This window comes from Luteibacter sp. UNCMF366Tsu5.1, assembly GCF_900119235.1.
GTDB lineage: Bacteria > Pseudomonadota > Gammaproteobacteria > Xanthomonadales > Rhodanobacteraceae > Luteibacter > Luteibacter flocculans.
Window position 1 is genome coordinate 116,513 of the sequence record NZ_FPIS01000001.1, and the last position, 14,101, is coordinate 130,613.

6 protein-coding genes are annotated in these 14,101 nt (G+C 65.6%); all 6 read left to right on the top strand.

Going from position 1 to position 14,101, the window contains the following annotated elements:
• Positions 1-3: 3 nt before the first annotated feature.
• Genes treS through treY form a run of 6 tightly spaced genes read left to right on the top strand, consistent with a single transcriptional unit; the run spans position 4 to position 14,065 of the window.
• Complete coding sequence (gene treS, locus BT115_RS00490) at positions 4-3,324, top strand: maltose alpha-D-glucosyltransferase (RefSeq protein ID WP_072320614.1); 3,321 nt, start codon at positions 4-6, stop codon at positions 3,322-3,324.
• On the top strand, positions 3,321-5,507 hold the full coding sequence (glgB, locus tag BT115_RS00495; RefSeq protein ID WP_072320615.1) for a 1,4-alpha-glucan branching protein GlgB: 2,187 nt from the start codon (positions 3,321-3,323) through the stop codon (positions 5,505-5,507). Before treS ends, glgB begins: the two co-directional genes overlap by 4 nt.
• 12 nt (positions 5,508-5,519) lie before the next feature.
• Entirely contained in the window at positions 5,520-7,628 is a 2,109-nt protein-coding gene (gene glgX, locus BT115_RS00500) for a glycogen debranching protein GlgX (protein ID WP_072320616.1), read from the top strand.
• The gene (gene treZ / locus BT115_RS00505) at positions 7,625-9,376 is read left to right on the top strand and encodes a malto-oligosyltrehalose trehalohydrolase (protein WP_072320617.1); all 1,752 of its coding nucleotides are present in this window, start codon (positions 7,625-7,627) and stop codon (positions 9,374-9,376) included. The genes glgX and treZ overlap by 4 nt, the downstream gene beginning before the upstream one ends.
• Positions 9,377-9,380: 4 nt before the next feature.
• Positions 9,381-11,462 carry a 4-alpha-glucanotransferase gene (gene malQ / locus BT115_RS00510; protein WP_218184702.1) on the top strand — a complete coding sequence of 694 codons (2,082 nt, stop codon included), beginning with the start codon at positions 9,381-9,383 and terminating at the stop codon, positions 11,460-11,462.
• Positions 11,459-14,065, top strand: coding sequence for a malto-oligosyltrehalose synthase (gene treY, locus BT115_RS00515; protein ID WP_072320618.1), 2,607 nt, complete (start codon positions 11,459-11,461; stop codon positions 14,063-14,065). The genes malQ and treY overlap by 4 nt, the downstream gene beginning before the upstream one ends.
• The last annotated feature ends 36 nt before the right edge of the window (positions 14,066-14,101 follow it).

Sequence of the window (14,101 nt, forward strand, 5' to 3'; positions counted from 1 at the left end):
TTCATGGCAACACGCGTTAAAGGAAAAAAGCAGGCGGCCACGCGCGACTTCTCGAGCGATCCGCTTTGGTACAAGGACGCGATCATCTACCAGGTGCACGTCAAGTCCTTCTTCGACGCCAACGACGATGGCGTCGGTGACTTCCAGGGGCTGATCGACAAGCTGGACTACATCGCCGAACTGGGCGTCAATACGCTTTGGCTGCTGCCGTTCTACCCCAGTCCGCGGCGTGACGACGGTTACGACATCGCCGAGTACAAGGCGGTGCATCCTGACTACGGCAAGCTCGCCGACGCAAAGCGGTTCATCGCGGAAGCGCATGCGCGCGGCCTGCGCGTCATTACCGAGCTGGTCATCAACCATACGTCCGACCAGCATCCGTGGTTCCAGCGCGCGCGGCATGCGAAGAAGGGCTCGGCGGCACGTGACTTCTACGTCTGGTCGGATACCGATCAGGCGTACGACGGTACGCGCATCATCTTCCTGGATACCGAGAAGTCGAACTGGACCTGGGACCCGGTCGCGGGTCAATACTTCTGGCATCGCTTTTTCTCGCACCAGCCCGACCTCAATTTCGACAATCCCGCCGTGCTGAAGGCCGTGCTGGACGTCATGCGGTTCTGGCTCGACCTGGGCGTGGATGGCCTGCGCCTCGACGCGGTGCCTTACCTTATCGAGCGCGAGGGCACCAATAACGAAAACCTGCCGGAGACGCATCAGATACTCAAGCTGATGCGCGCCGAGATCGACCAGCATTATCCCGACCGCATGCTGCTGGCCGAGGCGAATCAGTGGCCCGAGGACACGCAGGATTACTTCGGTCAGGGCGACGAATGCCACATGGCGTTCCACTTCCCACTGATGCCGCGCATGTACATGGCGATCGCGCGCGAGGACCGGTTTCCGATCACGGACATCATGCGGCAGACGCCGGCCATTCCCGACAATTGCCAGTGGGCGATCTTCCTGCGCAACCATGACGAGCTGACCCTCGAAATGGTCACTGACAGCGAGCGCGACTATCTGTGGCAAACGTACGCCGCCGACCGCCGCGCGCGCATCAATCTCGGTATTCGCCGTCGCCTTGCGCCGCTGTTGGAGCGCGACCGCCGCCGCATCGAGTTGATGAACGCTCTGCTGCTCTCGATGCCCGGCACGCCGGTGCTTTATTACGGCGACGAAATCGGCATGGGCGACAACATTCATCTCGGCGATCGCGATGGCGTGCGCACGCCCATGCAGTGGTCGGTAGACCGCAACGGCGGCTTCTCGCGCGCCGATCCGGCGAGCCTTGTGCTGCCGCCGATCATGGATCCGCTCTACGGCTTCCAGGCAATCAATGTGGAAGCGCAGTCGCGCGATCCCCACTCGCTGCTCAACTGGACCCGGCGCATGCTTGCCGTGCGCAAGCGGTACAAGGCGTTCGGGCGCGGTACGCTGAAATTCCTCTATCCAGGCAACCGCAAGGTCCTGGCGTACCTGCGCGAGTTCGAGGGCGAGCAGGTGCTTTGCGTGGCGAACATGTCGCGTTCGCTGCAGGCCGTGGAACTGGACCTTGGTGGCTTCGACGGACAAGTGCCCATCGAGATCATGGGTGGTTCGTCGTTCCCGCCGATCGGCCAGCTGCCGTATCTGCTCACCTTGCCGCCTTACGGGTTCTACGCGTTCCAGATCTGCCCGAACGCGCAGATGCCTTCGTGGCATGAAGTCCCCGCAGAACCCATGCCCGACTACGAGACGCTCGTCCTGCGCGGCGCGCTGGTGGAAGGGCCGGTCATGGCGCACCACCGTGGCGTGATCGAGAAGCAGGTGCTGCCGAACTATCTCTCGGTGCGTCGCTGGTTTGCCGCCAAGGACCGCGGCATCGAGGGGGTGCGTATTCTTTATGCCGTGCCATGGCCGGATCGCGGTGACGACCTCATCTTTACCGAGGTGGAGGCCACGCTGTCTGACGGGGGCACGGAACGCTACAGCTTGCCCGCGGGCATTGTTTGGGAGGACGAGAATCCTACGTCCCGCGCCCAGCAACTCGCTTTGGCGCGCGTGCGCCGTGGGCGGCGCATCGGCTTGCTGACCGATGGCTTCGCACTCGAAGCTTTTGCCAGCGGCCTGCTGATCGGCCTGCGTCAGAACGCCGAGCTTCCGATCCATAGCGGCGGTGCAGTGCGTTTTGAAACTACGGCGGCGTTCGCTACGGTGACGTTCGATCTCGCGATCGAGAACCGCTGGCTCTCCGCCGAGCAATCGAACAGCTCGATGATCCTGCACGACGCTGGCGTGGTGAAGCTGTTCCGCCGCACATCCGCGGGTATCAATCCCGAAGTGGAAATGAGCCGGTATCTCACGGAAAACGGCTACGCGAACACCGCACCGCTGCTCGGTGAAGTGGTCCGCGTGGACGAACACGGCGAACGCACCACGCTCGCGGTGTTGCAGGGTTTCCTGCGCAATCAGGGCGATGCCTGGGGCTGGACGCTCGACTATCTGCGTCGCAGCTATGACGAGTACAGCCATTCCGACGACGAGGAGCGGTGCGCCGAAATCGAAGGCGGCTACGACGCATTTGCGACGGCGGTCGGCACGCGGCTTGGCGAGCTGCACGCGCTGCTGGCTCGGCCGAGCGAGCTGCCGGCGTTCGCGCCGGAAACCGCAGGTAACGACACGATGGCCGCTTGGCGCGAGGACGTCCGCACCCAACTCGGGCGCGCGATGCACTCCGTGGAGTCGGCCAAGGACTTGCCGGAAGCGCTGGCAAGCGAAGCGAAGGCGCTGCGTGAACAGGCCGAATCGCTGGGACGTCGACTCGACGACCTCGCTGCTGCGGGGCAGGGCGCGCTCGCGACGCGTACCCATGGCGACTTCCATCTCGGCCAGGTCCTGGTGGTGCAGGACGACGCATACATCATCGACTTCGAGGGCGAACCGGCACGTTCGCTGGAGGAGCGTCGCGGCAAACGTTCGCCGTTGCGGGACGTCGCGGGCTTTCTTCGCTCGCTCGACTACGCAGCGGCCATGGCGCGCCGTGGCGAGGACGGCCTGGCTCCGATAGAAGATGCCGGGTTCGGTCCGTACCTCGAACGCTTCCACGCGCGTTCGGCCAAGGTGTTCCTCGACGCCTACCGAGCGGTGCTCGCTGCCGCCCCGGTGCGCTGGGTGGATGCCGAAGCCTTCGACGCCTTGCTCGAATTGTTCGTGATCGAGAAGGCCGCCTACGAAATCGTCTACGAGGCCAATAATCGGCCGGCCTGGCTGGACGTGCCGCTGCGCGGGCTCCTGGCCCTTGCGCAGGGTGGGTCAGGCCATGCACGGGAGAAGAACGTATGACCGATCCGCGCACCTACGGTCTGACGGATGCCGCGGCTGTCGACGCGCTGGTGGACGGCCGGCACGGTGACCCGTTCGCACTGCTCGGTCCGCATGACGTGGAAGGGCGCCGCGTCGTGCGTACGCTGCAACCGGGCGCGACGAACGTCGAGTTGATCGACGCGGAGGGACGGACGCTCGGTGCCTTGAGCCGTGTGCATCCCACGGGGCTGTTCGCGGGCTTCCACGATGCCGAGGGCGAGTATCGGCTTCGCGTGCAATGGCCGGCAGCGACGCAGGACACGCACGATCCTTATGCATTTGGCACCTTGCTCGACGACGAGGATCTGCGTCTGCTCTCCGATGGGCAGCACATCGAGTTGTTCCGCTGCCTTGGTGCGCATCCCACGGTGGTCGATGGCGTCCATGGTGTGCGCTTCGCCGTCTGGGCGCCGAACGCGAAACGCGTCAGCGTCGTTGGCGACTTCAACAGTTGGGACGGTCGCCGCCACCCGATGCGCAAGCGCGTACCGGCTGGCGTCTGGGAGTTGTTCGTGCCGGGCCTGCTGCCGGGCGCGCGCTACAAGTACGAGATATGGGGCGCCGATGGCTCGCTGACCCAGCGCGCGGATCCCGTCGCGCTTGCCGCGGAGCTCCCTCCGGCAACGGCATCGATCGTGGCCGACCCCGCGGCCTTCCGCTGGACCGACGAGGCCTGGATGCGTCGTCGCGGCGCCTTGCATCATGCCGGTTCGCCGCTGTCCATCTACGAATTGCACGCGGGCTCCTGGCTGCGCGACAAGGACGGGCGCGAACTGCATTGGGACGAACTGGGCGAGCGCCTCATTCCCTACGTCGCAGGCATGGGCTTCAGCCACATCGAGCTGCTGCCGATTTCCGAGCATCCGTTCGGCGGCTCGTGGGGCTACCAGCCGCTGGGCCAGTTCGCACCTACGTCGCGCTTTGGCACCCCGGAAGCCTTCGCACGCTTCGTCGACCGCTGCCACGAAGCCGGCGTCGGCGTGATCGTCGATTGGGTGCCGGCGCATTTTCCGACCGATATTCACGGATTGGCGCACTTCGACGGCACGCCGCTCTACGAACATGCCGACCCGCGCGAGGGTTACCACCAGGACTGGAACACGCTGATCTTCAACCTCGGTCGTAACGAGGTGTCCGCGTTTCTCGTGGCGAGTGCGCTTGCCTGGCTGGAGCGCTTCCACATCGATGGCCTGCGCGTGGATGCCGTAGCGTCCATGCTCTATCGCGACTATTCGCGCAAGCACGGGGAGTGGGTGCCCAACATCCACGGTGGCCGCGAGAACCTCGAATCCATCGCCTTCCTGCGCCGGGTCAACCAACTCGTGGCCGAGCGCCATCCGGATTGCATGACCATTGCGGAAGAATCCACCGCATGGCCCGGGGTTACGCAGCCCGTGGAGCAGGGTGGCCTGGGTTTCACCTTCAAGTGGAACATGGGCTGGATGCACGATTCGCTGGAGTACATGTCGCGCGATCCGATCCATCGGCGCTGGCACCACGGCGAGATGACCTTCAGCATGGTCTACGCCTATTCCGAGAAATTCGTGCTGCCGCTGTCGCACGATGAAGTCGTGCACGGTAAGCGTTCGTTGCTGGGTCGGATGCCGGGCGACGAATGGCAACGCTTCGCCAACCTGCGTGCCTATTACGGTTTCATGTGGGGTCATCCAGGCAAGAAGCTCCTGTTCACTGGCGGGGAAATCGCTCAGCCGCACGAATGGAACCACGATGCCCAGATCGCCTGGGACCTGCTCGACCATCCGTTGCATCGTGGCGTGCAGGCGCTTGTGCGCGATTTGAACCGTCTTTATGCAGCCACCCCGGCATTGCATGCCTGGGACACCGACCCGCGCGGTTTTCGTTGGGTCATCGGTGACGGCGCCGAGCAGAGCATCTTTGCCTGGCTGCGTTTCGCCGATGGCGCACGACCTGCATTGGTCATCAGCAACATGACCCCCGCTCCCCATCACAGCTTCCGCATTGGCGTCCCCGAAGGCGGCCGCTGGCGTGAAGCGATCAACTCGGATGCGAAGGACTACGGCGGTTCCGGCGTCGGCAACGACGGCGAGCGGCATGCGCAGGACGTTCCAGCGCATGGGTTCGACCGTTCGTTGGTGCTCAGCCTTCCGCCGCTGTCCACGCTCATCCTGGTTGCCGACTAACAAGGAACATCGATGCCCGTACTTCCCGAACGCATGCAATCCGGCATGCCTTATCCGCTCGGCGCAACATGCGATGGCATGGGCACGAACTTCGCCGTGTTCTCGGCTCACGCCGAGCGCATTGAGCTTTGTCTCTTCGATCCGTCCGGCAAGCGCGAGATCGCGCGTTACGACCTTCCCGAATGCACCGATGAGGTCTGGCACGGCTACCTGCCACGCGTACGCGGCGGCACCTTGTACGGGTTCCGTGCGCATGGCCCTTATGCGCCGGAAGAAGGCCACCGCTTCAATCCCAACAAGTTGCTGCTCGATCCCTATGCCCGATTGCTGCACGGGCAGGTGCGTTGGTCGGATGCGTTGCACGGTTATCGCGTGTCCAGTCCCCGCGCGGACCTGTCGTTCGATCGCCGCGACAGCGCTGCCGCCATGCCGAAGGCCGTGGTGGTGGATGAGCCGATGCATTGGACCCACGGCAACCGCCCACATACGCCGTGGAACGAGACGGTGATCTACGAAACCCATCTCAAGGGTTTCACTCGTTCGTTGAAGCGCATCCGGCAACACGAGCGCGGCACCTTCATCGCGCTGGCCGATCCCTATGTGATCGACTACCTGGTGAAGCTCGGCGTCACCGCCGTGGAGCTGTTGCCGGTCCATGCGTACTTGCAGGATCGCCGCCTCACGGAAATGAAACTGCGCAACTACTGGGGCTACAACACCCTGGCGTTCTTCGCGCCGGAACCGGCGTATCTGGCCGAGGGTGCGCTCAACGAGATCCGCGCGGCAGTGCAGGCGCTGCATGCCGCCGGTATCGAGGTCATCCTCGACGTGGTCTACAACCATACCTGTGAGGGAAGCGAGCTGGGCACGACGATGTCGTTCCGCGGCCTCGACAACAAGAGCTATTACCGGTTGATGCCGGACAATCCGCGCTACTGCATCAACGACACCGGCACCGGCAATACCGTGAACACCGCGCATCCCCGCGTGTTGCAGCTGGTCATGGATTCGCTCCGGTACTGGGTGCAGACCTTCCACGTGGACGGGTTTCGCTTCGATCTCGGCGTGAGCCTGGGGCGCGAGGAGCATGGTTTCGATCCGAACTGCGGTCTATTCGACGCCATGCGCCAGGACCCCGTGCTGGCCAACGTCAAACTGATTTCCGAGCCGTGGGACATCGGTCCGGGCGGTTACCAGCTTGGCAACCATCCCCCTGGCTTCGCCGAGTGGAACGGCAAGTATCGCGACGACATCCGCCGCTTCTGGAAGGGCGACGCCAACATGCGCGGCGCGCTCGCCGGTCGCTTGCAGGCATCGGGCGAGCTGTTCGATCACCAGCGCCGCAAGCCGTGGGCATCGGTCAACTTCATTACGGCGCACGACGGCTTCACGCTGGAAGACCTGGTCAGCTACAACGACAAGCACAATGAAGCCAACGGCGAAGACAACCGCGACGGGGGCAACGACAACGAGAGCTACAACTACGGCGCCGAGGGCCCTACGGACGACCAGGGTATCCGCACCGCGCGCGACCGGGTCAAGCGCTCCATGCTCGCCACGATGTTCTTTTCCCACGGCACGCCGATGCTGCTCGGCGGCGACGAATTCGGGCGCACGCAGCACGGCAACAACAACGCGTATTGCCAGGACAACGAGCTTTCCTGGTACGACTGGAAGCAGGCCACCTCGGAGCAGGGCAGGGAACTGGCGGACTTCACCGCGCGGCTGATCCGGCTCCGCGAGCAGCACCCGACCTTGCGTGCCGCGCACTTTCTTCGCGGCGACAAGGACGTGGTGCCGGGCATGCGCGAGGTCGCCTGGTTCGACGAACGCGGTACCGAGATGGACCAGGAAGCCTGGGGCTACACGGAAGGCCGTCTGCTGGCCTTGCGTCGCGTCCAGGCACAGGGCGAAAAGCGTGCGGACGTGACCCTGGTGCTGTTCAATGCCACGCCAGAGATGCATGTCTTCACGCTCCCGCAGCCTGCGGCGAACTGGCGGCTGTGCTGCAACACCGCTTCGCCCACGGCGCCGGAGGTGGCGTGGAACGAGCCGACGATCGAAGTGGAGGGCCGCTGTGTCGTCATGCTTGCTGCCACCGTGCGGACCGAACCCGCATGAGTGAACGCCATTTCCACGCCATGCCGTACGGATTCAAGCCGCTCGGCGACGGACGTACGCGGTTCCGCCTCTGGGCGCCGGACAAGGAGTCGGCGTCCATCGAATGCGATGACGGCCATGTGTCGCGCATGCGTGCGCTCGACGACGGCTGGTTCGAATGCGTGTGTCCAGCGGAACCGGGGACGGGTTACCGCTTCCGCTTCGACGACGGCACGGCGGTACCGGACCCGGCATCGCGACGCCAGCGAGATGGCGATGTCCACGGCTACAGCGTGGTCACCGATCCGACGGCCTACGAATGGCGTCATACGGAATGGAGAGGCCGTCCGTGGCACGAGACGGTGATCTATGAACTTCATCCTGGCGTGCTCGGTGGCTTCCATGGCGTGGAAATGATGCTGCCGCATCTGGCCTCACTTGGCATTACCGCCATCGAACTGATGCCGATCTCGCAGTTCCCCGGCGAACGCAACTGGGGCTACGACGGGGTGTTGCCGTACGCGCCGGCTGCGGCATACGGTTCGCCCGACGACCTGAAGTCGCTCGTGGATACAGCCCACGGTCTCGGACTTATGGTGTTTCTCGACGTGGTCTACAACCACTTCGGTCCCGATGGCAATTATCTCGGCGCCTATGCGTCTCCCTTCTTCGACGAAGCAGCACATACGCCGTGGGGCGCGGCGATCGGCGTGGCGACGCCGCAGGTGGGCGATTACTTCGTCCACAACGCTCTGTACTGGATCGAGGAGTTCCGCTTCGACGGACTGCGTTTCGATGCCGTGCATGCGATCGGCAACCCGGGCTGGCTCGCGTCGCTGGCGGCGCGCGTGCGTGCGGCGACCGGTCCTGAGCGCCACGTGCACCTCGTGCTCGAAAACGAAGCGAACCAGGCACACTTGCTGGCGCCGGAACGATTCGACGCCCAGTGGAACGACGACTTCCACAACGCCTTGCACGTGCTTCTTACGGATGAGCACGAGGGCTATTACGCGCACTATCGACCGCCGATGGAGAAGCTGCTGCGCAGCCTCCGCGAAGGCTTTGCCTTCCAGGGCGAAGCGATGGGAGGTCGCCGCCGCGGCGAGCCCTGTGCGCATCTGCCGCCGGCACGCTTCGTCAATTTCCTGCAGAACCACGACCAGGTCGGCAACCGTGCCTTCGGCGATCGGCTGGAGACCCTCGTTGCGCCAGAGACCGTCGAAGCGGCGCTCGCGCTGCTGCTGCTCGCGCCGTTCGTGCCGATGCTGTTCATGGGTGAGGAATGGGCGAGCCGTACGCCGTTCCTGTTCTTCACCGATTTCCCGGACGACGACCTGCGCCGTGCGGTGCGCGACGGCCGACGGAAGGAGTTCGAGGCGTTCTCGGGCTTCTCGGGGGAGACCATTCCCGATCCGAACGAGTACGAGACGTTCACCGCCTCCATTCCTGTACGCGACGAAACAAAGGGGGATGCGCGACGTGCGTTGGTCCGTACCTTGATCGCGCTGCGCCAGAAGCACGTGGCGCCCTACATCGACACGGCGCGTAGCCTCGGCGCTTCCGCACTGGGCGAACGTGCCTTCGTAGTGGCATGGTCGCTCGGCGCGGCCACCCTGACTTTGTATGTCAACTTCGGCGAGAGCGAGATCGGCCTCGACACGACGCCTTCGCCGTCCGCGGCATGGCTTCATGGCAGTGCTGCCGATGTCGCATCCGCTTCACGCGGCCTGCTCCCTGCTCGCCGCACCCTTGCCTGCCTGGAGTCCTGATCCCGTGAACGCATCCCCCGACGATCGCCTCGCTCTGCTGGCCGAAAAGGCAGGCATCGACGTGCACTGGCGTGACGCGTTGGACCGCCCGCAGACGACGTCGCCGGACACGCTGCGCGCCGTGCTTCGTGCGCTGGGCCTGCCGGCGGAGAATGCGGGCGATATCGACGCCAGCCTGCAGCGTCTCGATGAGGAAGGTAGCGGTCGTCGGTTGCCGCGGCTCATCACCGCAGATGCGGGGGCTCGCGTCGAGCTACCGCCATCGCCGCGTGGCCGCGCGTGGAAGATCGCTTCGCAGGACGGCGCCGTGGTGAGCGAAGGCGAGTTGCCTTCCAGTGAGCGCGAGGTCAATGCGCCGGCTTTGCCTGGCTACTACACGCTATCGCTGGGCGACGACGAGGTGACGTTGGCCGTGGCGCCGTCCCGGACCTTCGGCGTCGGCGACATCGCGGGTGCGCGAAATCCCTGGGGCGTCGCAGTGCAGATGTCCAGCCTGCGCCGTCCGGGCGACGGCGGTATTGGCGACTTTACGGCCCTGGAGCTGGCAGCGAAGGCAGCAGCGGAGAAGGGCGCCGACGCGATGGCGATCAGTCCGCTGCATGCGCTGTTCGCGGCGGCACCCGAGCGCTACAGCCCCTACGCGCCGTCCAGCCGTCTGTTTCTCAATGGCCTTTACATCGACCCCGCACGTACCAGCGGCGAGCAGACGGTGCGCGCCGTGATCGACACGCACAATCTTCGGCAGGAGCTGGCCGAGCTGGAATGGCTCGAGCTGATCGACTGGCCGCGCGCGGCCCGGGCACGCATGACCATTCTTCGCTCGGTATACGAGTGGGCATCGGTGGATCTCGCGCATTCCGACCGCTTCATGGCGTTCCGCAAGGAGCAGGGCGAGCCGCTTGAGCGGCATGCGCGCTTCGAGGCGCTGCATGCCGACTTCACCGCCCACGGACGACCCGGGGGGTGGCAAGGTTGGCCTGAGGCCTTCCACGATCCGGCGAGTAGTGCGGTGGCAGCGTTTGCCCGCGAACACTCGCGCGAGGTGGGGTTCCACGCCTGGCTCCAATGGCTGGCAGCGCAAGGCCTGGAAGGCGCGCAGAAGGCTGCGCGCGATGCGGGCATGAAGATCGGCCTGATCGCCGATCTGGCGGTCGGCGCCGATGCGGGCGGAAGCCACGCCTGGGCTCATCAGGGCGAAGTACTGAGCGGTCTTTCCGTCGGCGCGCCACCGGATGCGCTCAACCGGCTGGGCCAGGATTGGGGTCTGACGACCTTCTCGCCGCGCGGGCTTCGCGAATCCGGCTTCCGGGGCTTCATCGGCATGTTGCGCGCGGCGCTGGCGCATGCGGGCGGCGTACGCATCGATCACGTGTTGGGCCTGAAGCGCCTGTGGCTGTTGCCGCATGGCGTAGGCGCCACCGAGGGCGCCTACGTGCGCTACCCAATGAACGATCTGTTGCGCCTCATCGCGCTCGAATCGCATCTGCACCGCGCGATCGTGATCGGCGAAGACCTCGGCACGGTGCCCTCCGATTTTCGCGATGCGATCGGCGAACGCAACCTGCTCGGCATCCGCGTGCTCTGGTTCGAGCGTGCTGCCGACGGCGGCTTCGTTGCGCCGTCCGAGTGGTCGAGCAAGGCGATGGCGACGACGAGCACGCACGACGTGCCGACCGTCGCCGGATGGTGGAGCGGTCGCGACGTGGCGTGGCGCAAGCGTACGGGCCTCGACGATCCGACCGTGGACGAAGCCGCCGTGCGCGTGGGCGAACGCGTGAAGCTGTGGCGCGCACTCTGCGCATCCGGCTCGGCATGGAATGAGGACGCACCGCCTGCCCCCGACGACATCTCGCCGGTGGTCGTCGCGGCTGCGCGGCATGTGTCGCAGGCGCCGGCACCCCTGGCGATCTTCCCGGTCGAGGACGTCCTCGGCCTGCACGAGCAACCCAATCTACCCGGACCCACCGACGCGGTGCATCCGAACTGGCGCCGGCGCATGCCGGACTCGTCGTCGCGGTTGTTCGACGGGCCCATTGCCCACGCCGTGTGCGCCACTATCGATCAGACCCGGAACCGTTCCCGATGAGTCCACCACGCGCACTTGCCCGCCTTCAGTTCCATGCCGGGTTCACCCTCGACGATGCGGTGGAGGTCGTCGACTACTACGCGCGTCTTGGCATCAGTCACCTGTATGCCTCGCCGATCCTACGCGCGCGCTCCGGTTCGACGCATGGCTACGACGTGGTCGATTGCCATGAGGTGAATCCCGAACTCGGCGGAGAAGACGCCTTGCGTCGTCTCGTGGCGCGCCTGCGCTCACGCGGCATGGGCCTCGTGCTGGACATCGTGCCGAACCATATGGGCGTCGGCGTGCAGAACGCATGGTGGATGGACGTGCTCCGCCACAGTCGCACCAGTCGCTATGCGGGTTATTTCGACATCGACTGGCAAGCCTCCGATCCGTTGCTGCGTGGACGCCTGTTGCTGCCGATCCTTGGCGCAGGCTATGACGCGACGCTGCGCGAAGGACACCTGCGGCTGGCGCGTCGGCGCGGCGAATGGATGCTGCGCGTCTACGACGATCACCTGCCGCTCTCGCCGGAATCGCTGGCCGGCCTGACCGACGATGCCGAGGCGAAGCACGATCCAGCGTCAGACGAGGGCAGGGCAACGCTGCATGCGTTGATCGAACGGCAGCATTACCGCCTCGCGTTCTGGAAGCTCGCCAGCGATATGGTGAACTACCGTCGCTTCTTCGACATCAACGAACTCGCCGGTCTGCGCATCGAGCGCACGGCCGTGTTCGAAGATACGCACAAGACGATCTTCCGCCTCTACGCCGAAGGATTGATCGACGGTGTGCGTTGCGATCACGTGGACGGGCTGGCGGACCCGCGGCGTTACTGCCGCCAACTGCGTCATCGACTCGATCGTCTGCGTACGCAGCGTCCACCGGAGGCGCCGCGCGGTGGTGCCTATATCGTGGTGGAGAAGATCCTCGCCGAGGATGAGTCGCTCCGGCTCGACTGGCGCACGGATGGCACCACCGGCTACGAGTTCATGGATCAGGTCTCGGCGGTGCTGCATGACGAGACAGGCGAAGCGCCGCTGACCGAGCTGTGGCGCAATCTCACCGGCGAAGGCGCCGACTTCGCAACGCAAGCCGTTCGCGCGCGTCGGCAGATCCTGGTGGACAGCTTCGAGGCCGAGTTGGATCGCACGGCGCGCGCACTTTTTGCCGCTGCCCGAGCGGACGTCGCCACGCGCGACGTCTCGCTTGCTGCCATTCGCCGCGTATTGGCAGAGCTGCTGGTGCATTTTCCGGTCTATCGCACCTATGCCGGCGGCGCCGGACGCGACGCCTTCGACACTGCCGTGTTCGAGCGTGCAGTGGAAGGTGCGTTGCGGACGATCCGGGGTGAAGACACGGACTTGCTGTATCTCGTGGCGGGTTGGCTTGGCGGCGAGGCACCGCGCGCGCTCCCCCCGGGGCCGGTGCGCCGCGCACGCGAACGCGCGATCGCGGTGTTCCAGCAGGCGACGTCGCCCGTCGCTGCGAAAGCGGTTGAAGACACGGCGGGCTATCGCTACGGCCGCTTGCTCTCGCGCAACGAAGTCGGCGTGGACGCGGCACGGCTGGCAATTTCGATGGACGAATTCCATCGTCGCTGCGTCGAACGCGGCGCCACGCTGCCACACAATCTGCTCGCGACCGCGACCCATGACCACAAGCGCGGCGAGGATGTGCGCGCGCGTCTGGCGGTGCTGTCGGAAGTGGCCGGGCGCTGGGTAGTGACCGTGGAGCACTGGCGCGCTCGTCACGCGTCGCTTCGGCAACGCGCCGAAGGGCGCATGGCACCGTCGGCGGCCGATGAACTGATGCTCTACCAGATGCTGGTGGGTGCCTGGCCGCTGGGGCTGGAGCCCGGCGACGACGAAGGCCTCGAGCGCTTCGCCTCGCGCATCGCGGCGTGGCAGCGCAAGGCGCTGCGCGAAGCCAAACGCTGGACCCGCTGGACGTCGCCGAACGAGCCCTACGAGGACGCCTGCGAGGATTTCCTGCGCAGCCTGCTCTCCGGCGATGGCGCCGCCGAACTGGCGGCCTTTGCCCGATACGTCGCCGCGCCCGGCGCCGCCAATGGCCTGGCGCAGACGGTGCTGCGGCTGACGACGCCGGGTGTGCCGGACCTCTATCAGGGCACCGAGTACTGGGACTTCAGCCTGGTGGATCCGGACAACCGGCGACCGGTGGACTTCGCGGCACGCAGTGCGTCGCTCGAGCGTGAGCGTGCGCCGGAGGAGGCGCTTGGCACGTGGCGCGATGGGGCAGTGAAGCAGGCAATCATTCTGCGGCTACTGAGTCTGCGTCGGGCTCACCCGGAACTGTTCGCCCAGGGCGGCTACCGACCGCTGTCGGCGTCCGGCACAGCGTCCGATCACATTCTCGCGTTCGTGCGCGAGCATCGCGGGCAGCGCCTGCTGGTGGCCGTGGCGCGGCATACGGCCGAATGGCTGGCGGGCGCCGAGACCCCGGCGATTCCGGCAGCGTGCTGGGAGGGCACGACCTTGCCGTTGCCAGAAGGGCAATGGCGGAACGTCCTCGGCGACGGAGCACGGCCTGGCGGCGTGACCGAGGCCGTAGGCGTTTTCGGCAATTTGCCGGTGGCTGCGTGGGTCAGTGGTGCCTGAATCGACTGGTTGTCGCAGCGGGTGACGATCGCCGCG

Bases quoted from the DNA above. Each gene is read 5' to 3' on its own strand.
- treS (WP_072320614.1), top strand. From the start codon at position 4: ATGGCAACACGCGTTAAAGGAAAAAAGCAGGCGGCCACGCGCGACTTC.
- glgB (WP_072320615.1), top strand. From the start codon at position 3,321: ATGACCGATCCGCGCACCTACGGTCTGACGGATGCCGCGGCTGTCGAC.
- glgX (WP_072320616.1), top strand. From the start codon at position 5,520: ATGCCCGTACTTCCCGAACGCATGCAATCCGGCATGCCTTATCCGCTC.
- treZ (WP_072320617.1), top strand. From the start codon at position 7,625: ATGAGTGAACGCCATTTCCACGCCATGCCGTACGGATTCAAGCCGCTC.
- treY (WP_072320618.1), top strand. From the start codon at position 11,459: ATGAGTCCACCACGCGCACTTGCCCGCCTTCAGTTCCATGCCGGGTTC.